The following is a 19,920-nucleotide window of genomic DNA, read 5'->3' on the forward strand; positions in this document are numbered from 1 at the left end:
ATGATCTCTGTGGTACTCCGTGCGGCCTCCGTGCCTCTGTGGTGAACTCCTCGTTTGAGGGCCTGCACCACAGAGACACAAAGAACCACAGAGCGACACAGAGGCCTACTACTCACTTCATCGTTTGCGGTGCGACGTAGCGCACTTCCGCAATCTCCGCGAGCGCCTCCAGCTTTTCGATGGTCAGCCGTCCGATGACGAGCTTTGCACTCTTCGGATCCAGAACCACTTCGAATCCGAGCGCCTTCAGCTTCGCCAGTGTGGCCTCTGATTTTTCCGTCAACCAGATTTGCACCTCGGCCTTGCCCTCGCGAACAAATTTCGCTTCGTCGGCCGAAGCGGCGAGCTTCGGATCTTTGAGACGATCCACGATGGCGAGCACCGATGGATGAAGTTTCGCCCTTTTCTGTTCGGCCGCCGTGAATTTCCGCCCGCCGTCCCCTTCTGGTCTGGGTGCCGGCGAAGGCCCGCTTCCGGCTCCGGCGCCACCGACACCGTAGCCAATCCCACCGCCGCTGCCGCCACCGCTGCCGCTGCGTTGAGATTTAGGTTTCGGACGGGGCGCACGATTCTTCGTCACGACCGCTCCAGGATCCAGGGCTTTCTGGTCGACCACAGCCCTCAGCTGCCCATCAGTCGTGTTGATTACTGGAGATGGAGCTGAAGCCGCAACAGTTACCGTCTGGTTCATGCTCCCTGCGGAAAGGCTGGTTAGGCCGTGGACTTGCCGACTATTAACCCGCAGGGTCTCTCGGCCGAACACGGCGTCGCGATCAACCCCCTCCGGTACTTCCACCGGAACATCGATGCGCCGCGGTTGTCCGCCGTCGGTCACCACCATCTCTTCAACCGCGACGAACGAAGTGAACTGCGTCATCAGACGATAATCCAAACCGAGTTGGGTAATCGTCTGTTTCAGGTCTTCCTTCATGGTTCCGGCTTGCGCCCCGTTTAGGTCCTGCGCCATCAACTCATCGACACGCGTGCGCGCCCAAAGCGTCGCCAGCACGTCCCGTTTGTCCGTCGCCGAAAAATCGACGGGTATCTCGCGCACGAAATCGCGGCCCGACATCTTGCCTTTCAGGCGAATCACACCACGACCGTTACCGCCGTACTTGCCCGTCAAAATCACCGGTTTAGCACCGAACAAATCGGGAATGACTTTTGGATAAACATCGCTGACCGGCATGCCGTTCCAATCGACCGAAATGTCGGTCAACAAAGGATTGCGCACGCGCTCGTGAAAACGGCGGGCGGCGGCTGAGCCGTCATCAGTCAGCGCGACATATTCGACTTCACCGCGACCGTGCTTCGCCATGTTGTCGAGCAGATAACGATTCACGCTGCTACCAATGCCAAACGCGAAAACGCGCGCGTTCGGATGCTTCTGCACTTCGCCGATAATCTCCATGTCGTTGCCGACATAGCCGTCGGTCATAAAGCAAACGATCCGCACATGTCCCTGCGCGTCTGACGGATCAAGCGACGCCTTGATGGCCTTCATCATCTCGGTACCGCCGCCGCCCTGACGCGATTCCAGAAAAGCCTGCGCCTTCGCCAGGTTCTCTTTCGTCGCGGACACGGGTTCGGGAAACAGGATGTGGGTGTCACCGGCGAAAGTAATCAGATTGAAAGTGTCGTGCGGATAAAGATTGTCGAGCGCCATCTTCATCGTCTCTTTCGCCTTTTCGATCGGAAAGCCATACATCGATCCTGACGTGTCGAGTACGAACACAAGCTCTTTCGGCGTCACGTCTTCGGCGGTTACTCGCTCAGGTGGCTGGACAATCAATGTGAAGAAGCCGCTCGCGCCCGTGTAGTGCGTTAGCAGCGCGTCGTTGATTTTCTTGCCCGCCACGTCGTAGCGCAGGATGAAATCCTTGTTGGGAATCGTCACCAACTCTTGCAGGGTCACGCGCGCGCGCCGATCGTTAGGCCGCTCAACAATCACCTGGTGCGTCTTTGAATTGAGCGCGTCAATCGGCACACCGGCGTCGAGGGAAACTTCCACCGAAATATCGTGACCCGCGCGCATGCCGGCGGGCGGCGGTGGCGGCGTGATGCGCGAGGCGTCCGGCACTTTGTCCGTGTCCGGCGCCAGACCCGTGCTCTGCGCGCCGGTCGCGTTGCCCGGAATGTAACGCGGGCCCACGACCATCGGAAACACAAACTCGTAGGAACCGTCTTCGTACTTCAGCGTCTCGACATAACTGATCGTGATTTTGATCTTTTCACCGGGAAGAATGTTCGCGACCGATTGGGTGAAGATGTTCGGCCGCTCCTGCGAGAGCAGGCTTGCGCGCTGGCCACCGGCTTTGGCGGCTTCGTAAACTGCCTGCGCTTCTTCACGCTTGAGGACCTTTCCGCGCACCGTCTTGTCGCCGATCACCATCGTCATGTCATCGACGGCGGCGTTCTGTGGCAAGGGGAACGTGTAAACCGCTTCGATCTTTTCGGTGAAAGGATTTTCGAATTGCTGCGTTACCGTCACGCGTGACAGAAAGCCACTGATTTGGGCTTTCACCTCAGTGTGTTTGAGCGGACAAACGGCCTTTGGCGCGCCTCCCGGATCCAGGACCTGAAGAGTGCCTTGCGTGATCTTGTTCGCATCCTGGGCGGACGCGATTGATCCTGACGTCGTCAGCGAGTCGGAAGCAGCGAACGTGAGCAACGAGAGACAGGTTAGTAAAAGCGATTTGGGAAAGTACTTTGCGCGCATAGTCTCCTCCGCGTGACTCGGGCAAGGCCGGTCAGGTCAGTGAACGTCGATCTGTGGTACTGCTGACTAGAGACTAACTTTCAGTCTCTGGTTCCCAGTCGTACTGGGCCTAGAACGCATAACGGAGGGGAGACTTGCAGTGGAATCTGATGCGTAGATGCTGAATCTTCTCTCCGCGATGGCTACCATTTTGCCGTGCCAGAAACTCAATACAAATTGAAGTTGTATTCCAGCTGCATGTACATCGAGACGGGTTGGCCGTTACGCATCGCCGGCAAAAACCGTATCTGACGCGCGGCGGCAATTGCTTTCTCCGTCAGGCCGCCACCGAGTTTTTGCACCGCATTGATGTTGGTGACCTGTCCGCTGCTCGAGAAGACGACGCGCAACACGACCGTACCGGTAACTTGATCCCGTCGTGCCTGCTCCGTGTACTGCGGCTCGGGCTTGGCGATCACACGCGGACGGGTGCTCACCTCGGGCGACCTGTAAACGCGATCCTTATCGTCGTTTGGATTGTTTCCGCGCGATCCGCCCCTGTCTCCGCCGCCTGTCTCTTTGCTCCCGCCGCCAATGTTTCCGTCACGTCCGGGACCGAAGCCGTCGCCCTCGCCTTCACCAATGCCGGTGCCTTTGCCCGTGCCCACACCTCCGTCATCACCCGACCCGTTCGACGGCGTCTTAGATTTCGACCGTGGATCGCCATACGACGAGTAATCGAGTTTCCGCCATAACGCCGGATCGAGATCGATGCCGGCAACCGGCAGCGCCTGCGGAAATCGCACCGCCGCCGTTGGAATCGGCGCGGGAATCTCTGACGGAGTTGGGATGCGGCCCTGCGACGAAGGCAACCGCGAACCGTCTCCCCCGCCTCCGCCGCCGCGTGAACGGGCAGCCTCAGGACGGGAACCTTCGCCACGTCCGCGTTCAAATCCGACGCGGCCTTTTTCGCCGGCGCCGATCCCCGGGTCAGACTTGTTGTCTAGAGTCTCTGGGAAATTAATGGTGGTAACGACCTGAAGATCATCAGGCTCGTCTTCCTGAGCTCGATTGGCCGGACGCTGGTCCAGCAGGGCGACGATCAGAATCGCCGACAGGACAACCATGATCGATGTAGCTAATCCGGCGGCGACCTGCGGCCGGCTGAAGGCGTGCTTCAAGATCTGGCCGAGATGGCTGGCTTCGGCTTTGATCACTCCGACCGGATCTTCTTTGAAGTCCGGCCAGCGCTTTTTGAATCGGCTGATTAAGAAACCGAGTTCGGCCAGCAATCTGTGCGAGAGTGGCACATCGGAAAGCAGTGTCAGCGCAAATTGGGTTGAACGAGAGGTACCAGGCCGATCGACGCGCGAATTAACATTCATCGCAAGCTCCTTGTTCTTAGGCGGACGTGAACGTTGGAGGGGAGAACTTGGGACACAGTTCAACTTGGCCCGCTACAACACGTGCGCGGATCAACGTGACGATCCGGGGAGACCTAATAGGTATTACGGGAGACTAGTGAAAGGTTACGAAGAAAAAAATGTTATCCGCAGATTCGCAGATTTCATAGATAGGAAACTCGGTCTTTGGTCTTTGGTCTTAGTTCCTTTGCCTCCTGCCGTCTGCTCACTGCTCACTGCTCACTGCTCACTGCTCACTGCTCAGAGACGGATTACTTCAGCTTGAAGGTCCGTGCGATTTGATCCGTCTGATTGCGGATCCGCGAGAGCTTATCGCGCATGCCGGTAAACCTAAGCGCATAAACAGTGCGGTCATCGGCTTGCAGGTAATAAGTGCGGCCCGCCATCGGCTTGCCGGCCTGGGTGAACTCGTACGAGACGGTGACGCCCGTCATGCGACCAGTGAAATTGTCTTCCTTGCCATCGACGTAGCCCGGCAGGAAGCGGACTTTCTGCTCCTGATCCCGCCGCGCGAATTCGCGTACGGTCAGGCCTTCATCCAGCTTCTCCTTGCGAATTCGCATGTAGCCGTCGTTCCGATCGTTGTAAACGAACTCGGCATGCTGGTGCATTTCATCGGGCTCGTCCACCAGCCGCCACATCGGCGACGGGAAGTCGACAATGTATTCAACCTTCGCACTGGTGTAGCTGTGGCTTTGGGCCGCAACCGAAGTTCCAATGGCTGAGAGGCCAAGTACTGCAAACAAAGAAAGAAACGTTAAGGCTGAGCGCAAGGGGATACTCCTTTTCAAGTTAATGCGGTGTTTAAGATGCCGCATCCGGTGTCGATGTTGTCCCGGATTAGGGTGTTGGGGGTTGGGTGTAGGGTGTAGCAAATCACGCGCGCCTTTAATAAATCGTCAGCTTAGCTCTTGCAAAGGTTAACTTTTAGTAAGCCGCGACGCCCGCTGTTATTGGATCGTCAGGCTTAGCTTTAGCAAAGATTAACTTCTACCCTTCACCCTACACCCTAAACCCTACCCCCGTCCTGAAGCGCCTGGCGTTGAAGCTGAACCAGTTGCGCGATTCCCTTCTTGGCCAATTCCAGTAATTCATCCATCTGCTCGCGGGTAAACGGTAAGCCCTCAGCGGTGCCCTGAACTTCGATAAAGCGTCCGTCGCCGGTGCAAACGACGTTCATATCAACTTCAGCACGCGAGTCTTCGTCATATTTCAGATCGAGAAGCGGCGTCCCGTCAACGATGCCGACGCTCACCGCCGCGACTTCGCTCGTAATTGGCGAGCGCTTGATCTTCTTGGCCGCCAGCAGACGACGGCAAGCGATCGTGTAAGCAACGTAAGCGCCTGTGATCGCCGCGGTGCGCGTACCACCGTCCGCTTGCAGCACGTCGCAATCAAGCGTGACCGTGCGCTCGCCGAGCAGCGTGCGATCCGAAATCGCGCGCAGGCTGCGGCCGATCAAACGTTGAATTTCATGAGTGCGTCCGGAAGGACCACGGCCGACTTCACGCGCGGTGCGCGTATGCGTTGAGCGCGGCAGCATGCCGTACTCTGCTGTGACCCAGCCTTCAGTTCGCTGGCTGCGCAGGTGCGGCGGCAACTTGTCTTCCACCGACGCCGCGCAGATGACTCGCGTGTTGCCAATCTCGATTAATGCAGAGCCCTCGGCGTTCGGCAGAAAGCCTGGGGTGATTTTTATGGCGCGCAACTCATCCGGCGCGCGATTGTCTGTGCGTTTAAAAGTCATCTCGGGTACGCGGGCTCCGGCCTGCTTCTTCCTTCTCTAGCTTGCCTTCCAATCAGCCGGAGCCTCCGGCCATTCTTTATCAGGACTGACCGGCACCGCCTGATCAATTCCGAGACGCTGTGAATCGATGTTGGCGACGATAAAATTCTCCGGCGCAACCGGGTTTCTCGCAAGTCGCCGCAACATCGCGAGCTGACCAGCGTGTGTCATCGCATCTGACAAAGGTCCCTGCAACAACCCTTCCGCCGTAATTTGGTCCGCAATCGGGTCGTTCGTGGCAATGTGTCCGGCGAGCGACTCGACCATCTCGTGAAATCGGATGACTTCATCGCTCATCGACGGGAGCGGTGCGGGCCTGTATTGGCCGCCGACAAAGAACGTGCGCGCGTAACCGAGTACGCTTGTCATGTGACGAACTAATTCCTTCGGCGTGCGCACATCGTTGCCGGGATTGAACTCGGAAAATTCCGCCGGGGCATCCCGCAAAGCCTTCTGCGTTCGATACGCCAGCGCCGCCAGGAAGTGACGCAAAAGTCGTCGTTCTTCGTCAGTCATTAGTTTATTTACCCATTGGCCCATTGATCTTTGAATCAATGAACAAATGAATTAATGAAGCAGTTTGTCATGGCCCCACAACTCAACCGCTTCTAGCCGCGACGGCATCGATCCCAAAAACCTCTCGGCGACTCGCGCGAACCGCTGCGCGGCGTCAGTCACGTAAAAGTGGTCCAAATCATCGCACAACTGCCGTTCCAGCGCACCGGTCGGCGGTGTTACTCGAGCAAGGCTCTTACCCTTCAATAGCGCCTTAACTTCCACCGCCGTCGCTTCGCCTGAATCAACCAGCTTTACGTATTCGCCGACCGTCTCCTGAATTACATCGCGGAGAATGGGGTAATGGGTGCAGCCCAGGACGAGTGTATCGACCCGCCCGCGAATGTCTGCCAAATAAGTCTGCGCGACGCTGCGCGCGACGTCATCGTCGCCCCAACCTTCTTCGGCTAAGGGGACGAACAATGGACAAGCGCGTTCGAGCACGTTGATTGTCGAATCAATTCTTGAAATCGCTTTTGTATAAGCGGCGCTCTGCACTGTTGATTCAGTGGCAATTACTCCGATAGCGCGCTGGTGCCGAGGCCCGCCACTTTGCATTTCTCTAACCGACTCGCTCAGCACCGCCGCCCTCGCCCCCGGCCCAATTACCCCCACGACATCGATCTGCAAAGCGCTGCGAATCGCCGGCAGCGCGAGCGCCGAAGCCGTGTTGCAAGCGACGACCAGCATCTTGATTCCGTGCGCCGCGAGGAAACGCGCATTCTCAACTGCGTACCGCTCAACCGTCGCCAGAGATTTTGTGCCGTAGGGCACCCGCGCCGTGTCGCCCAGATAGACGAAGCGCTCATTCGGCAGATGCTCATGCAGCGCGCGGTACACTGTGAGTCCGCCGACGCCAGAGTCAAAGATGCCGATCGGAAGATTGGTCATGTTAGGATCCCGACCCGTCGGAACAGCGCGGGAATTCATCCGCAGATTACACAGATTACACAGATAGACTAGCCACGAAAAGGCACAAAGGGCACAAGATTACCTGAGCCTTCAGATTGTCAGGCGTGTTTCCCGCTTACTGCTACCTGCCGCCTGCCTACCGTTTTTATCTGTGGAATCTGCTGGATCTGCTGACTACTTGGAGGGTGTTTCCTACCCACTGCTCACCGCCCACTGCTCACTGTTATGGTGGAGGCGCCGGGAATCGAACCCGGATCCAAAGGTCAACGCCGAAGGAATCTACATGCTTAGCTGCCTCTCTTTTCGCGTGAGCCTTGCGGCCCGCGCGATCTTCGCCCATTCCCAACTAAGTGAAGCAGCCAGACGTTGGAACGGGCTAGTCCGACTTTGGTCTCGCCCATCGCCACGGACCGAAGCGATGGGCCAGCTCAACTAAGGTGACATCTCCATCCGCGCGCATGAGCAACTTGCGGCGGAGACGCTCGCTAGCTTATTAGGCCGCGAGAGCTAACTCGTTAGAGTTGGCAATTGATTTTCCCTGCAATTTGATAACGGTCCCCACAGGAATAGGGCCCGGCATGCATCGCGACGGACGTTACGGCCCCTGTCGAAGCCTGTCGCCCCCGTCTTAAACGAGCAGTATGAGTATAAGAGATGCGCGTGGAGATGTCAGGTTTGCCTAAGGAATGACAGTCCGCTTCCGAACTGCTTTCAAGTAATGGACGAATACTTCTTAATTTTTTCTTCAAGAACCTTTTGAAGTTCCTCACACGATTCTTGAACCCGCTTAAGTTGCTCTCGCCAGCATCAAAAATATCAAGCTTATCCGGCTCAAGTCCTGCGAAAACTGCCTCGAGTCTTGTAATCCACCGTCTAGCTCCGTCCGGCGCCTCCGATGACTTTAGAAACATCGATTCAAACTCACCATATCCTATCACTTGATATCTACGCGGTGTTCCGCTGACCTCCGTTAGGACAAGATCCGCAATAGCCTGTTGCCACGAACAACCCCCACAATCGTGAATCGCAAATCGTGAAATGGAAGTTGGCTCTTACGGGATTTCCAACCTTTGAAGCTCCGCAGGCTGAATCTTAGCCACCGCCTCTTCGATCAATGCGGCAGCCGCCAGAATCCTGCGAAGGTCGTTGGTAGAAAGTTCCAGAATCGCAATTCTTTGACCCGTCAGATTTTGTTGATATCGCATGCTCTGATCGGAAGTGATGAAGAGATCGAATTCTGTTTCGGCGCGTCGCAGCAATTCGCTGTTTCGGATGCCGCTCCAGCCTTGCGCTTGTGCGCTTGTGACGGAATGTTGAGAAAGCAGCCGACGCATTGGCCACGGAACACATTCGTCTAACAGAACTTTCATGCAGCGGGAGAGAGCAAGGCTTGTTCAGAGCGTTCTAAAACCTGACGAGCTAAATCGCGTGTTACTGAAGGAAAGCACTCCAGGAATTCTTCTAACGAATAATCATTCTCGAGGTATTCGAAAAGCGTGTTCACGGGCACCCGCGTACCGCGGAACACCGGCGTGCCTCCAAGAATCTCCGGATCAACCGTGATGAGGTCGTTCGAAGTCATGAACACAGTCTAGTGCGCTAGCGGACGGATGACAATAGTCTACCGATTCGACAGATTCTATACTGACGCGCATGCCGAGTTCCTCGAAAAAGCGCTCAGGCCTCTGGCGTTGCCCCGAATGCGGCCGGAGCTTCGCGAATCGCAACCAGACACACTCCTGCAGTAACGTCAGTTTGGAGTCGCACTTTACCGGCAAGAGCAAAAGCGTCCGCGAGTTGTTCGACAAGCTCGCCGGATTGATCGAGAAATGCGGCCCTGTGAAGGTGCTTCCTGAGAAAACGCGCATCGCTTTTCAAGTGCGAATGTCATTCATCGCGGTGCAGGTGCGCAGAGACTACCTTATCGGTCACTTTGTTTTCGGGCGACGGATCGAGAATCCGCGGTTCGTGCGAATCCAGACGTTCTCTCCGCGAAATCATTTGCACGCATTTCGGATCAACACTCTTTCCGATCTCGATGAAGAATTTGCTAATTGGATTCGCGAGGCCTACGCAGTGGGACAACAGAAGCATCTGCGGAAGAAATCGGATTGACGTCGCGTGTCAGTACCCCGAGCGGTAGCGAGGCGGATCACCATCCGACTTGTGGGCACGACCCGGTCGCTACCGCTCCCGGTACTGACATTCGATTCTAAGTTCGCACCACGTTCGAAGTTGGATGAGCCGCAATCAAAATCTCTTCTTCCCAAAGATTCTCCAGCAGGAAGCTCTGCAAGGTGGCGCAGTAGTCGAGCGCGGCTTCCTGATCCACCGGTTCGTTCCAGTTCATCGGAAAGTCACTGTAAATAATGTTGACGCGGTCCTCGGTAACTTGGCCGCTGTCCGAAAAATAGTAACCGCCCGCGCCTTCGTGAACGGTGCAGCCACCACACAGCTCAGTGAATTCGTCGATGAGCCAGGTTAGCGTGTCTTGATAGGCGGGATCGTCGCGTAGCGGGAGGTAAACCTCAACGCGAATCCTTGGCACGAAGCTGGGCAAGGCGCTTCTTTCTCCATTCCGAAATGTTCTTTAACCGGCGACGAAACTCGGCATCTGAGACCGCAGCCTTCGCCGGTTTCTTTGTCGCAGTTTGCTGGGTGGCGTGATCCTTGTCCTTCATGAATACGCGACCATTATGCTCGCAGGTGCGGAGATTATCGAGTCCGCCATTGTCACGAGCTACTGCACGCCTGACTCTTCGCAGCTTTGTATCAGCCTCGACACGCATCTGTGATTTTGGTCGTCCAAACTCCGTCGAACGAACGATTTAAAGAGGAGTTTCAATGAGCGCAACTGCACTTGTTCCGACTGAAGATCTGGAAAAGCTTCGCGCACTAATTAAAGACATCGACTTCTGCATGCTCACGACCATCGATGAGCGTGGCGATCTGCACAGCCGGCCGATGTCATCGAATGGCGATATCGATGCAAACGGCGACTTATGGTTTTTTACCGGGGCGTCTTCACACAAGGTCAGCGAAATCAACGACACGCCGCGCGTGAATGTCAGTTTCGCCGATCCACAGAATCAAAATTACGTTTCAGTCACGGGCCGGGCCCGACTGGTGCGCGATCGCCAGAAGATTGACGAACTTTGGCGAGAGACGTTCAAGATGTGGTTTCCCAAAGGCAAGGACGATCCCAATGTGGCTTTACTGCGAATCAAGATCGAAAAAGCAGAGTACTGGGACAGCCCTTCGAGCGCCATCAGTTTCGTCCTGAACTTTGTCTCTGCGGTAGTGACCGGTGAAGAGCCTGATAGTGGAGAGCACAAGCAGCTGAAGTTTAAGTAGTTCGGTCGCCTTGGCCGTGATTGAGCTTACGTGAATGCCCGAAGGTCCTGAGGTTCGAAGGTACGCCGCCGCGCTCGATTCTGTCCTCACCAACCAGCGTATTACTTCAATCGAAGCTCGCACGAAGACGGCGCGGGCGTGGCTCGAGGAACACGCCGGCCGCCTGGTTGGGCGTCGAGTCGAACGAGTTGTCTCGCATGGAAAGCATCTGCTCGGCTATGTCGAAGGGGGCTTCTACTTCCACTCGCACTTGATGATGTGGGGACGCTGGCAGACGTTTTCAGCCCATCGCAATTCAAATAGAGCGAAATCCAAGTCAACCTCAAGAGTCCCGGAGAGCCCTCCAAACACTGTCGCTTTCCAACGCGGCAAGTTTGTATTGGAAAGAGATCGACGTGAGCGAGCGCGGATTGTTGTGCCTGGCGGAGCAGCAATTTTGCTGTCAGCACCCATCTTCAACGTGGGCGCGGGTGATCCCTATCAGCAGATCGAGATACTTCGAACACTCGGGCCCGATGCCCTTCCCTACAATCGCCGCTTTGCGGCAGGTGAATTTACGCGCCGGTTGCTTCTTCCCGCCCACCGCGACGTACCCATCGGCGCAGCGCTCCTCAATCAACAAATCGTGGCCGGCCTGGGAAATTACCTGCGGGCGGAAATTCTCTTCGCGTGCCGCCTGAATCCGTGGCGCGCAATTAAAGACTTGAGCGATCGCGATCTGAACTGCTTGAAGCGGGCGATTCCTAAAGTAGCGCGACGGGCGTATGACTTTTCCTCAACTGCATCGGACCGAGATCGCGAACGCATGTCGGCCGATGAGTCGCTGGTTTACCAGCCCGGCCGCGAAATTGGCACGCGGCATATGGTTTTCCGGCGCACCAATCTGCCATGTTTGCGCTGCGGCGAACCAGTTCGACAACTCCGGCAAAAGACTTTCCATCCCAACGCGACTGAAGAGGACGATGAACGAACGCGCATAGTGTATTTTTGTCCGAAATGTCAGGGAGTTAATCGATACGACGGCCTGTTGTAAGTGCCCGCTAGTCAGTCGCGCCGGTAGACAAGCGAGTTGGGAACGCGCGCGATAGTGTCCGCGAGGAAACGTTTCACGTCGAGCGATATAACCATAGTCGGCCCGGAGAAATGTACTTTGGCCCCAACCTCGTCAATCAGATCGTCTACATGGTTGTGACTCTCGCCGGCCTTCCACGACGCAAAAACGCCCAGCACGTAAAAAGGGTCGAATCCCTCAGGAATCTTGCGCACAAGGTACGCCGCAATCAGACCACGCACGCTGGCAAGTTGCTCTTGCAACTTCTTTATAGCGTCGTCATCCAGATCATGCGGTTCAAAGCGATCGTGGACAGTCAGGTAGCCGGCTTGGTCCTGCAGCTGTTGCATCCGCAAGTAGAACTCTTCCGCGCGGGCGCGGCACGTCTCGGCTTCTATTGGCCTTCCCTGAGCTTGATAAAAGTTAAAGAGTAGCTCGCAAGCGTCACCCGTCAGTGAAGCATCGAGCTGCATTGCCTTTTCAAGGTACTCGACCCCCGCCGGGTCTTCCTGCTCAAGAAGAGTGCCGCCGATCGCCATATTCGCGCCCGCATGATTTGGATCCTGGCGAAATACTTCTTGAGCAATAGGTAACGCGGTGGCGGTGTCACTTAGATTGGCCGTGCACTTCGCCCGTTCCCATTGTTCATTGATCGTCAACGGTCGCGACGTGCTCGCTTCGTCCAGTTCCGCGAGTCGCTGTCTCGCCTGCTGCAAATAGTCGTGTGTCTGCTTCCACGCATCGACGACTTGCTCTCGCCACAAACGGTCATAGCTGTCCGTCACGTCTTTAGGAATTTCTCTCAAATAACGCTGCGCGGCAGTTTCCAGAACTAGGCCATTCTTCAAATCTATTGCTTGCGCCATCAGGTCGCGCGTCTGCGCGTCGCGGGTGAAGCCGATCCCCTCCAGCCGTTCAGCCAGAGCTGGATGCGTGTCTTCGTATCCCGTTTCGACGCTAAGCGACTGACGCAGCCACTTATCAACTTTCATCGGCGCGAGCGGCTGCTCCAGCTCCGTGAGCATTAGCGCGAATGGATTCTTTGGGGCTTGCGGCTGGTCACCGGCCCGCCGATAAAACTTCTCCCAGAGATCTCCTCGCAAGGCGCGTGTTTTCACCGCCAACTGCATGAGCATGCGCGCTGTGACGGTTTTACCGGACGTCTCAACCGCATAACGATCGGCTTCATACTCCTGCGCGCGCGCGAGCACAAAGGAATACGCGTCGAAGTAAGGCGCGTACCATTTTATGAACCGATCGAAAATGAACGAGGCGTAGTTACGTTCTTGCTCAATCCGGGTGAGAATCTGAGTCCAACTTTCTCTGATACGATAAATCCAACCAGTGAACCTGCCGTGCTTACCTGAGAGATGCCCGAACTCATGCGCGATCACGGCGCGAAACTCATCCGGCCCCATGCCCTTCAATAACGGCAAGCCGATAACCATGTAGTTGCTGGTCCAACCAAACATTCCAAATCTGGGAACCTGAACAATGCCGGCGTTGAATTCATCTGACAGCAGCACATGATGTACCTCTGGACCGGCGAGCGCGCGCCGCACTTCATCAACCAATTCAAACAGCGATGGCGCTTGCTCGCGTTGCACCTCCTTTCCGTCCGGCGGCGGAATGGTGATCCACATGGATCGCAACACGAGCCCCGCCACCACCAACGGTATCCAAATGACCTGCAGCAGCATCCAGTCAATGCGGCCAGTAACAAACATTGCCCAAATCACGCCCGCTACCAAAGCGAGCAGCGCCAGCACCACCGCAAAAAGGTATGCATAGCCAAGCGCGGCCACCAGGATGACCCTAAATCGGTACGCCGCGGGATCTTTCCGCGAGAGCTCTTCGAGTCGCTTAATGAGGAGTTGCCGGTCTTGTGGGGTTGTCACAATTCACTTTCAACATAATTAGAGCCTAAAATCAAGACTTGTTTTCTGGATAAGCAAAAGGAGACTGACGTGAACATAAAAGATTTCTTACTCGCTGAACTCGATCGTGAAGTGGAGCGTTCGCGGCGCGCCCTCGAACAAGTCCCGGAAGGAAAGTCGGATTGGAAGCCACACGAGAAGTCGATGGCGTTTGGCTATCTCGCCAACATGGTCGCGACGATTCCCATGTGGGTCACGCTGCAGCTCACGCAGGACGAACTCGACATCGCGCCCAAGGACGGCAGCAAGTTTGAGATGAAGCCGCTCAACACGAGTGCGGAGTATGTGGAAGCGCTCGACAAGGCCGCGGCCGGCGCGCGCGAAGCCTTCGAGAAAACTTCAGATGAACACCTGAACACCAATTGGCGATTGAAAGCCGGGGGTAATGTCGTCGCCGAAGCGACGCGTCACGAGATGATTCAGGACTCGCTACTTCACCTCGCGCACCATCGGGGACAGATGACGGTTTATTTGCGTCTGATGGGCGCAAAGGTGCCGGCCATCTACGGCCCGTCGGCGGATGACAAAGAATTTCGCTAAAAACTGACGCATACTAAGCCTGAAGCGGTTGCTCCGACTCGCAACTAATAGTGCAAACCGCCCCAGCAAAAAAACTATTGTCCTAAACCTTGGGGTTGCGTAGACTTTTATCCTCTTGCCCTCGTCTAACCCCGTGAGGGTCATGAATTTCAAAAATCCCCCAACCGCAAGCCAAACGTTAACGGCCCATTGCGTCATTGTCGCTGTGATCCTCCTGGCGCTTGTGGGATCACTCCAAAATGTCTCGGCGCAAACTGCCACACTCAATCTTAGAGATTTCGGCGCCATCGGTGATGGCATTACCGATGACGGCCCCGCGCTGCAGCAGGCGCTTGATACATTGGCGCAAGCCGGAGGAGGGACGTTGTTCGTTCCGGCCGGCCGCTATGCGATTCTGACTCCGGTTTCAAAAGACTTCACCGGACTGGCCGGTTCGATTGAGATCGCCGGCGTTGAGTCATCAACATTGGTCGATGTGACAGTAGCCGGCCACGAGTTAAGCCTCGGCCTCGATCTCGTGTCTGAGTTTCTACCCAAGACCGGCGCCGCAGCGACGGCAATAGCTCTATCGGGCCTAAACAGTTTTCTCATTCACGACATAAGTTTCATGGGGACTCCCGACGTAGCAACTGATGCCTTCGTCACGCTGTATCTTCAGGACGTTGAGAATGCGACCATTCACCATTGCGAGTTCTATGGTCTGAGCAGCATGATCGCCGGCGGTGCGATCGTCGAATCCGTTCGCAGTGGCTTGAAAATCAGTCAGACCAAGTTCCTCGGCTCAACGGGAAATAGCGGAGTCTATATGCCAGTCGTGGAGAATCTTGAGTGGAAGCACGTGGAGGTTGCCGACACAGTTTTCCTCGATTACGGACAACGGCCTGAGCTTTATGGCAAAACCGGATATGGTGCGCCGCTTTCCTGGATTAACGTGGGGAATGCTGCGGTCGTTATCAACACCTCAACCCGTAGAGAAGTAATAGTTAACCGCGTTTTCCTGGACGAAGGGGGGCTAAGCGGTCTAAGTGCCATGCCTGGGCGCTACCTGCCGGCGTCAGCTCCAATCGATCTAATTTACATCAGCGGATTACGCATGAATGTGTCAAACCTGCACACCTCCGGCAACTATCTTACGCAAGTTCAAGCAGTATTAATCGAAAACTCGCGCTACCAGTGGAGTCACAACGCCGATGCTGCGATCTCTTTGCTCGGAGTCCGAACTGCAATTATCGATCGCGCGGAATGCGTGGATAATGCACACACGATTCGCGCAGACGCGGCCACAGGTGAGCTGACAATCATCGACTCGATCTACGAAAATCTTGCCTCACAAGCTCAAGTCACGAACGTAATCAATACTGAGAATCCCGGCGAGGATCCGGTTCAATACGTGCGCGAACAATTCAGCTCGATGCTTGGACGCGCACCTGACGCCGCCGCTCATTTTTATTGGTCTGACGCGATCCTACGATGTGGAGACGACCCCAGTTGCCTGACAAATCGGCGCAGCCTCCTGAACTCTTATCTCAGCAGTTCGCCAAATCCGACTTTTGGAATCGAAGGCGAGGTGACGATCGATGGTGGCGCTCCTTTGGCTGACGCTCTTATTACGTTGAGTGGCTCGCAATCAGTGACAACGCGGACAGATGTTCAGGGTCGTTACAGCTTCTCTGGTCTCCCGACGAGTGGGGTTTACAGCCTTTCAGTTTCGAAAACACATCACACGTTCGACAATCCAACCGTAAGCATTAGCACGCCCGCCGGTAATCAAACGGTAAGTTTTCTCGGGCTACGGGATCGCTACACGATTTCAGGGCAAGTCGCTGACGCATCCGGAGAAGGCCTTCCTAACGCCGTCGTGACTGTGACCGGCGATCACGAGGCGGCTGCATTAACAGATGACAATGGAAGCTATTCTTTCCCGAATTTGCCGGGCGGAGGGAACTACACAATCACAGCATCGAAATCCAGCTATCTCTTCAATCCGCAAGCTCAGACCATTACGGATTTAAGCGTTAACCAGATTGCAAATTTTACGCTGGTGACCTACAGCGTTGGCGGGCGTATTACCAAATCGGACGGCTCCCCGATCGTGTCCGCGCTGGTCACTCTCTCAGGTGGAGCGAACAAATCTACGACGACGGATGCAAACGGAGATTACGGGTTTTCCTACTTGCCGGCGGCCGTTGCCTATACCGTCACCGTTTCGCGCATCAATTACACGTTTGCACAACCTGTCGTTAGCTTCGGCCCGCTCGATCAGAACCAAACTGCGAACTTCACCGGCAGCCCGGTCAAGTTCACGGTGAGCGGGCAATTAACTTCGGACAACGTGCCCCTCGCGGGTGTGACATTGACTCTTTCGGGTTCAGAGAATGGGGTCGCAGTTACCGGGCCAGACGGCCTGTATAGCTTTATGGTCTCAGCCGAAGGAACATACACGCTGACGCCGGCGCTTACTCATTACACCTTTGGTCCGGCAAACATAACCCTGCCTACCATCACCCAGGATGAGACTGTTGATTTCATTGGCACCTTGAACCGACATCGGATTCACGGGAGAGTGACCAACGTCAACAATCAGCCAATAAGCGGGGTCTCGGTGGCGCTGACAGGTTTTGCGAACGCCACTACCACCACTGACACTTCAGGAGACTTCTCTTTCCCAAATCTGGCTGAAGGGCAGTCGTACACCATAACGCCGAGTCTGAAATATTACGTATTCAACCCCCAAAGTCGGACGTTTGCTGATTTGAGCTCAGAAATGTATGCCCATTTCGTCCTGGATCCAGCCTACTACTCGATTTCAGGAGAAATAAAAAAGTCGGATGGCAGCCCGATGCCGGGAGCAACCGTTACGCTCGCAGGTCCGCGGGGAGCAGTCACTTCCTCAGATGCGAACGGCATTTATTCCTTTAACAACCTACCCGCCGCACCGAACTATCTTGTGACCGTGTCCCGTGTCAATTACGCGCTTACACCCGCCGCGAGCGTTATCGATCTGGATTCAGATAAGCAGGCTAACTTTACCGCCACACTCTTGAATTATCAGATCACTGGTCAGACTACCGTAAAAGGCATCGCCCTGCCCGGCGTTTCCATAACCATCACCGGCCCCCAGACCATTACCTACACCACGGATGCAGACGGCGAATCCTTTTTCAGTATGCCCGCTGAACAAACTTATACAGTTACGCCCTCACGTGAAAATTACACGTTCAGTCCGGCCAGCCGAACCTTCACCAACTTGAGCACGCATCACGTTGCCGAGTTCACCGCTACCCTGAATCCGGGAGTTCCGATGCTGGTAAGTCATCCGGACTCGACGCGTGCCATCGCATTCGATCCGATGCTGGGAATAATCGAGCCATTCAATCTAACGTACGATCATCCCTGGTCTGTCGATCGTCGGACCCGACTCGCGATCTTTGCCACCAATTTTGAACTCGCAACGGGTGAGACAGCCGCGAATGTTACGGCCGATGCTCAGGACGCTTCAGGACGGGTCTACACGCTGACAGTCGAATCGATTACCAAAGTTCCGGGCCAGCCATGGCTGAACTATCTGATAGTAAGACTTAGCGACGATCTGACGGACGTCGGCGATGTGCTGTTAAGAATCAAATATCGCAACATCTCAAGTAACCGAGTGCGCGTGGGAATCGGCCACATCGGCGGCGGCCCAGCCGACGATACTCATGCGATCCCGACGCCGGGAAGTGGGCCCTAGCGGCATAATTGCTCAGAGCAGGCTTAGCGTCAGTCGCGCTCCACAGGTCGCATGAACGTCCTTTCATACTTCGTGAAGTGTTTCGTGCTTTCAAAATGCTTCGTGACTTCGACGCAGTCCGGATCATTCCGCACGTCCCGCCGGTAGCTTTCATATGAATCGACACTCGGGAAGCTGAACAAGGCGATGGCGATATTGTCTGCGCCGGCTTCCCCGATGCCAGGAAAACTGAACGATGCGGAACGTGGCTCATCGCCCGGCACGAAGTAGCCCTGATGCTTGCCGCCGTATTTCTCGATCAGTCTCATCCAGACGCGCGCGTAATGCTCAAACTCAGCCCATCTTTCCTGATCAATTGTGTAACGAATGAAGCAGGTAACCACAGTCATTCTCCCTCTCCTTTTTTAAAAGGACGACAAGATATCAGACATTGGTGGCGGACGTTTTGGTAGCCGGTTGCGTTTCTTAGGGCCTTTCCCGTATCTTTTTGCATCCGCACAGAACGCTTATTGAAAGCGCCCCTGAAACACGACAAGGAACTCTCAGGAAAAAACCAAATGAAACGTTGCACTACTTGTAATCGGACTTTTACGGACGAGTCTTTGCTGTTCTGCGCAGATGATGGAACGCAGCTCGTCAGCGAAGCCGCGCCTGCAGAACCACTTAACGCAGCGCCAGCCTCGCTGCCGACAATCGCCGCGTCAGCGCCGTACACGCCGCCACCGCCTCCTCCTCCAGCCTCGAGTTATCAACCAACGCCGAAGAAGAAAAAGTGGCTGGCTCTGATCGCGCTGGCGCTCGGCCTGTTGGCTTTGCCGTTTCTCCTCTATAGCGTGAGCCAGCCGATTCTCTGGGAGTACGGCTTCCGCAACGCACGTTTAGGGCTGCTGGTTGTCAGCCTGTGGGGTATCGTGACGCTGTTCGGAACTGTCCTGATGATCCTTTCCCTGATTGTGGGGGCGGTTGCGCTGATTCTTTCGCTGCGACAGCCAACGCGATACGGCGGCAAGGCTTTGGCAGCGCTTGGCCCGGTCCTGAGCATTCTTTTAATGGTAGCGGTGATCGGCGCGTTCGCGTTTCGTCGTATGCAGGGCCCCACCCGGTACGACATAGACATCGCCGGCAATTCGAACGACAACTCCAACGAGAACTCAAATCGTTCGTACAACTCCAACTCGGCTTCTAACTCAAATTCCAACTCGAGTTCCTCATCCTCAACTGAGGAAACTGACGATGCGACCGACATGTCCGAGACTGACAAGTACCGTCTGTTCTACGCGGCGGCGAAGAGCGGCGATACAAGTTTGCAGCAGCGCGCGGCAAAAAAAGTTGGCATCGTTGACTCGGGCGGCATGCCCACTTCGACCTATCAAAGCTTCACCAAGGGAATGATCAACTGGGCATTCAAAGATAGCGCGTGGGTGCAAACGATCGACACGCCTGAGAAGGGCCGTGCCTATGCGGAGGCGCGTTTGGACTAGTCAAAGGGTTAACACCGACTGGAGCGGCGCGGGAAGATGGTCGCCGCAACTGGGATATGGAGATTAGAAACAAGTCGGCGATGAATGCCACTACTGATGACCGAAAGAAGCTGCTCCTCTGCATTTTAGGCGGCTTCGCATCGCTCATCGTGCTGGTGCTGGGCGCGTTGGCGTTGAACGGATTGGCGATTCAGGTCGGAAAAACGACTGCGGCCTGGATGGCTGTTGCCGGCTTCGCGGGTACGATTAGCTCGTTAGCAACCTTGTATAGTCACCGGAAGCCGTGACCGTACCGCGCTCGTTGGTAGCCGAAGCGGGCGTTAATAAGCGTGTCTAACATCAGCTCCGACAGGCATAATCCCTCCGGATTGCGCCATTTCGGTCGACTGTGGGAAGCCACGTTGGCGGAACCGCGCATCTAATAGCATTCTTAGGCCGGAGAACTAACTATT

At 55.6% G+C, this 19,920-nt stretch carries 19 protein-coding genes and 1 other RNA gene; 7 read left to right on the top strand and 13 right to left on the bottom strand.

Annotation, left to right across the window (positions count from 1 at the left end):
• Positions 1–112 precede the first annotated feature (112 nt).
• The 9 genes from VFX97_17245 to VFX97_17285 form a co-directional block, all read right to left on the bottom strand.
• Positions 113–2,719, bottom strand: a complete 2,607-nt coding sequence (locus tag VFX97_17245) for a VIT and VWA domain-containing protein (protein HEX5704947.1) — start codon at positions 2,717–2,719, stop codon at positions 113–115.
• Positions 2,720–2,925: 206 nt separating this feature from the next.
• A complete protein-coding gene (locus tag VFX97_17250; protein ID HEX5704948.1) occupies positions 2,926–4,083 on the bottom strand; it encodes an energy transducer TonB in 1,158 nt (385 codons plus the stop codon).
• A 290-nt stretch (positions 4,084–4,373) separates the two neighbouring features.
• The gene (locus VFX97_17255) at positions 4,374–4,895 is read right to left on the bottom strand and encodes a hypothetical protein (protein HEX5704949.1); all 522 of its coding nucleotides are present in this window, start codon (positions 4,893–4,895) and stop codon (positions 4,374–4,376) included.
• 236 nt (positions 4,896–5,131) lie between these two features.
• Positions 5,132–5,869, bottom strand: coding sequence for a ribonuclease PH (rph, locus tag VFX97_17260; protein HEX5704950.1), 738 nt, complete (start codon positions 5,867–5,869; stop codon positions 5,132–5,134).
• Positions 5,870–5,905: 36 nt separating this feature from the next.
• Entirely contained in the window at positions 5,906–6,424 is a 519-nt protein-coding gene (locus tag VFX97_17265) for a hypothetical protein (protein ID HEX5704951.1), read from the bottom strand.
• A gap of 51 nt (positions 6,425–6,475) precedes the next feature.
• Positions 6,476–7,354, bottom strand: coding sequence for a glutamate racemase (gene murI, locus VFX97_17270; GenBank protein HEX5704952.1), 879 nt, complete (start codon positions 7,352–7,354; stop codon positions 6,476–6,478).
• Between the two features lie 247 nt (positions 7,355–7,601).
• Positions 7,602–8,000, bottom strand: a transfer-messenger RNA (tmRNA) gene (ssrA, locus tag VFX97_17275).
• Positions 8,001–8,427: 427 nt separating this feature from the next.
• Positions 8,428–8,709, bottom strand: a complete 282-nt coding sequence (locus VFX97_17280; GenBank protein ID HEX5704953.1) for a hypothetical protein — start codon at positions 8,707–8,709, stop codon at positions 8,428–8,430.
• Between the two features lie 32 nt (positions 8,710–8,741).
• Complete coding sequence (locus tag VFX97_17285) at positions 8,742–8,957, bottom strand: DUF433 domain-containing protein (protein HEX5704954.1); 216 nt, start codon at positions 8,955–8,957, stop codon at positions 8,742–8,744.
• Positions 8,958–9,028: 71 nt separating this feature from the next.
• Between VFX97_17285 and VFX97_17290 the strand changes: the two genes are divergently transcribed.
• Complete coding sequence (locus VFX97_17290; GenBank protein ID HEX5704955.1) at positions 9,029–9,490, top strand: DUF5655 domain-containing protein; 462 nt, start codon at positions 9,029–9,031, stop codon at positions 9,488–9,490.
• A 97-nt stretch (positions 9,491–9,587) separates the two neighbouring features.
• Here VFX97_17290 and VFX97_17295 read toward each other — a convergent pair whose 3' ends face one another.
• Both VFX97_17295 and VFX97_17300 read right to left on the bottom strand, forming a co-directional pair.
• Positions 9,588–9,935, bottom strand: a complete 348-nt coding sequence (locus tag VFX97_17295; protein HEX5704956.1) for a hypothetical protein — start codon at positions 9,933–9,935, stop codon at positions 9,588–9,590.
• Entirely contained in the window at positions 9,904–10,164 is a 261-nt protein-coding gene (locus VFX97_17300; GenBank protein HEX5704957.1) for a hypothetical protein, read from the bottom strand. Before VFX97_17300 ends, VFX97_17295 begins: the two co-directional genes overlap by 32 nt.
• A 55-nt stretch (positions 10,165–10,219) precedes the next feature.
• Between VFX97_17300 and VFX97_17305 the strand changes: the two genes are divergently transcribed.
• On the top strand, positions 10,220–10,729 hold the full coding sequence (locus tag VFX97_17305) for a pyridoxamine 5'-phosphate oxidase family protein (protein HEX5704958.1): 510 nt from the start codon (positions 10,220–10,222) through the stop codon (positions 10,727–10,729).
• Positions 10,730–10,763: 34 nt separating this feature from the next.
• Positions 10,764–11,762, top strand: a complete 999-nt coding sequence (locus tag VFX97_17310) for a DNA-formamidopyrimidine glycosylase family protein (protein HEX5704959.1) — start codon at positions 10,764–10,766, stop codon at positions 11,760–11,762.
• Between the two features lie 11 nt (positions 11,763–11,773).
• On the opposite strand, the gene VFX97_17315 is transcribed toward VFX97_17310, so the two are convergent.
• Complete coding sequence (locus tag VFX97_17315) at positions 11,774–13,678, bottom strand: M48 family metalloprotease (protein HEX5704960.1); 1,905 nt, start codon at positions 13,676–13,678, stop codon at positions 11,774–11,776.
• 69 nt (positions 13,679–13,747) lie between these two features.
• Between VFX97_17315 and VFX97_17320 the strand changes: the two genes are divergently transcribed.
• Both VFX97_17320 and VFX97_17325 read left to right on the top strand, forming a co-directional pair.
• Positions 13,748–14,257 (top strand): DinB family protein, encoded by a 510-nt coding sequence (locus VFX97_17320; GenBank protein HEX5704961.1) that lies wholly within the window; start codon positions 13,748–13,750, stop codon positions 14,255–14,257.
• 223 nt (positions 14,258–14,480) lie between these two features.
• A complete protein-coding gene (locus VFX97_17325; GenBank protein HEX5704962.1) occupies positions 14,481–17,987 on the top strand; it encodes a carboxypeptidase regulatory-like domain-containing protein in 3,507 nt (1,168 codons plus the stop codon).
• A 29-nt stretch (positions 17,988–18,016) separates the two neighbouring features.
• Here VFX97_17325 and VFX97_17330 read toward each other — a convergent pair whose 3' ends face one another.
• Complete coding sequence (locus VFX97_17330; GenBank protein ID HEX5704963.1) at positions 18,017–18,376, bottom strand: NIPSNAP family protein; 360 nt, start codon at positions 18,374–18,376, stop codon at positions 18,017–18,019.
• 168 nt (positions 18,377–18,544) lie between these two features.
• Here VFX97_17330 and VFX97_17335 point away from each other — a divergent pair, with 168 nt between their 5' ends.
• Together VFX97_17335 and VFX97_17340 are read left to right on the top strand one after the other, a co-directional pair.
• Positions 18,545–19,468 carry a hypothetical protein gene (locus tag VFX97_17335; protein ID HEX5704964.1) on the top strand — a complete coding sequence of 308 codons (924 nt, stop codon included), beginning with the start codon at positions 18,545–18,547 and terminating at the stop codon, positions 19,466–19,468.
• 56 nt (positions 19,469–19,524) lie between these two features.
• Complete coding sequence (locus tag VFX97_17340) at positions 19,525–19,755, top strand: hypothetical protein (GenBank protein ID HEX5704965.1); 231 nt, start codon at positions 19,525–19,527, stop codon at positions 19,753–19,755.
• Positions 19,756–19,920 lie beyond the last annotated feature (165 nt).

The sequence above is a fragment of the Pyrinomonadaceae bacterium genome (assembly GCA_036277115.1).
In the GTDB taxonomy this organism is placed as follows: Bacteria; Acidobacteriota; Blastocatellia; order Pyrinomonadales; family Pyrinomonadaceae; genus UBA11740.

Coding starts and splice junctions, on each gene's coding strand:
- VFX97_17245 (HEX5704947.1), bottom strand. CDS start 2,719: ATGCGCGCAAAGTACTTTCCCAAATCGCTTTTACTAACCTGTCTCTCG.
- VFX97_17250 (HEX5704948.1), bottom strand. CDS start 4,083: ATGAATGTTAATTCGCGCGTCGATCGGCCTGGTACCTCTCGTTCAACC.
- rph (HEX5704950.1), bottom strand. CDS start 5,869: ATGACTTTTAAACGCACAGACAATCGCGCGCCGGATGAGTTGCGCGCC.
- VFX97_17265 (HEX5704951.1), bottom strand. CDS start 6,424: ATGACTGACGAAGAACGACGACTTTTGCGTCACTTCCTGGCGGCGCTG.
- murI (HEX5704952.1), bottom strand. CDS start 7,354: ATGACCAATCTTCCGATCGGCATCTTTGACTCTGGCGTCGGCGGACTC.
- VFX97_17280 (HEX5704953.1), bottom strand. CDS start 8,709: ATGCGTCGGCTGCTTTCTCAACATTCCGTCACAAGCGCACAAGCGCAA.
- VFX97_17285 (HEX5704954.1), bottom strand. CDS start 8,957: ATGACTTCGAACGACCTCATCACGGTTGATCCGGAGATTCTTGGAGGC.
- VFX97_17290 (HEX5704955.1), top strand. CDS start 9,029: ATGCCGAGTTCCTCGAAAAAGCGCTCAGGCCTCTGGCGTTGCCCCGAA.
- VFX97_17300 (HEX5704957.1), bottom strand. CDS start 10,164: ATGCGTGTCGAGGCTGATACAAAGCTGCGAAGAGTCAGGCGTGCAGTA.
- VFX97_17305 (HEX5704958.1), top strand. CDS start 10,220: ATGAGCGCAACTGCACTTGTTCCGACTGAAGATCTGGAAAAGCTTCGC.
- VFX97_17310 (HEX5704959.1), top strand. CDS start 10,764: ATGCCCGAAGGTCCTGAGGTTCGAAGGTACGCCGCCGCGCTCGATTCT.
- VFX97_17330 (HEX5704963.1), bottom strand. CDS start 18,376: ATGACTGTGGTTACCTGCTTCATTCGTTACACAATTGATCAGGAAAGA.
- VFX97_17335 (HEX5704964.1), top strand. CDS start 18,545: ATGAAACGTTGCACTACTTGTAATCGGACTTTTACGGACGAGTCTTTG.
- VFX97_17340 (HEX5704965.1), top strand. CDS start 19,525: ATGGAGATTAGAAACAAGTCGGCGATGAATGCCACTACTGATGACCGA.